At 41.2% G+C, this 454-nt stretch carries 1 protein-coding gene; it reads right to left on the minus strand.

What is annotated here, in order from left to right:
• The coding region (locus tag J502_RS16215) for a helix-turn-helix domain-containing protein (RefSeq protein ID WP_155757389.1) at nucleotides 1-454 on the minus strand (454 nt) is incomplete at both ends.

The following is a 454-nucleotide window of genomic DNA, read 5'->3' on the forward strand; positions in this document are numbered from 1 at the left end:
TAACACCTTTGAGATTCCCGACATAAAAGGTGTCTTGCGCGCCTAAATAGCCTGGATGAGCTGTTTCGATTTCACCACAAGCAACGTCATCCTCATGCTTACGTTCAAGTGCCGCAATCTGCTGATCATTTAATTCAATACCATCCTGTGCCACTTTAGCCTCAAGTGCTTTTAAACGTTTCTTAAAGTTTTCTAAATCATGACGAAGCCATATAGAGCGAACCCCACTCCCTGAAACGAATACACCCTTCTTGCGTAATTCATTACTAGTACGGTGCTGACCATATGCGGGATATTGAATTGCGAAATCAATAACAGCCTGTTCAGTAGCATCATCTACACGGTTTTTTAAATTTGGTACTCGACGGGACTTATTAATCAGTGCGTCAATATCACCAGACTTCACTAATTCCTGATAGCGATAAAATGTATCTCTTGAAACACCCATCACTTT

It is taken from the genome of Acinetobacter sp. 1294596 (assembly GCF_000582925.1).
GTDB lineage: Bacteria > Pseudomonadota > Gammaproteobacteria > Pseudomonadales > Moraxellaceae > Acinetobacter > Acinetobacter radioresistens.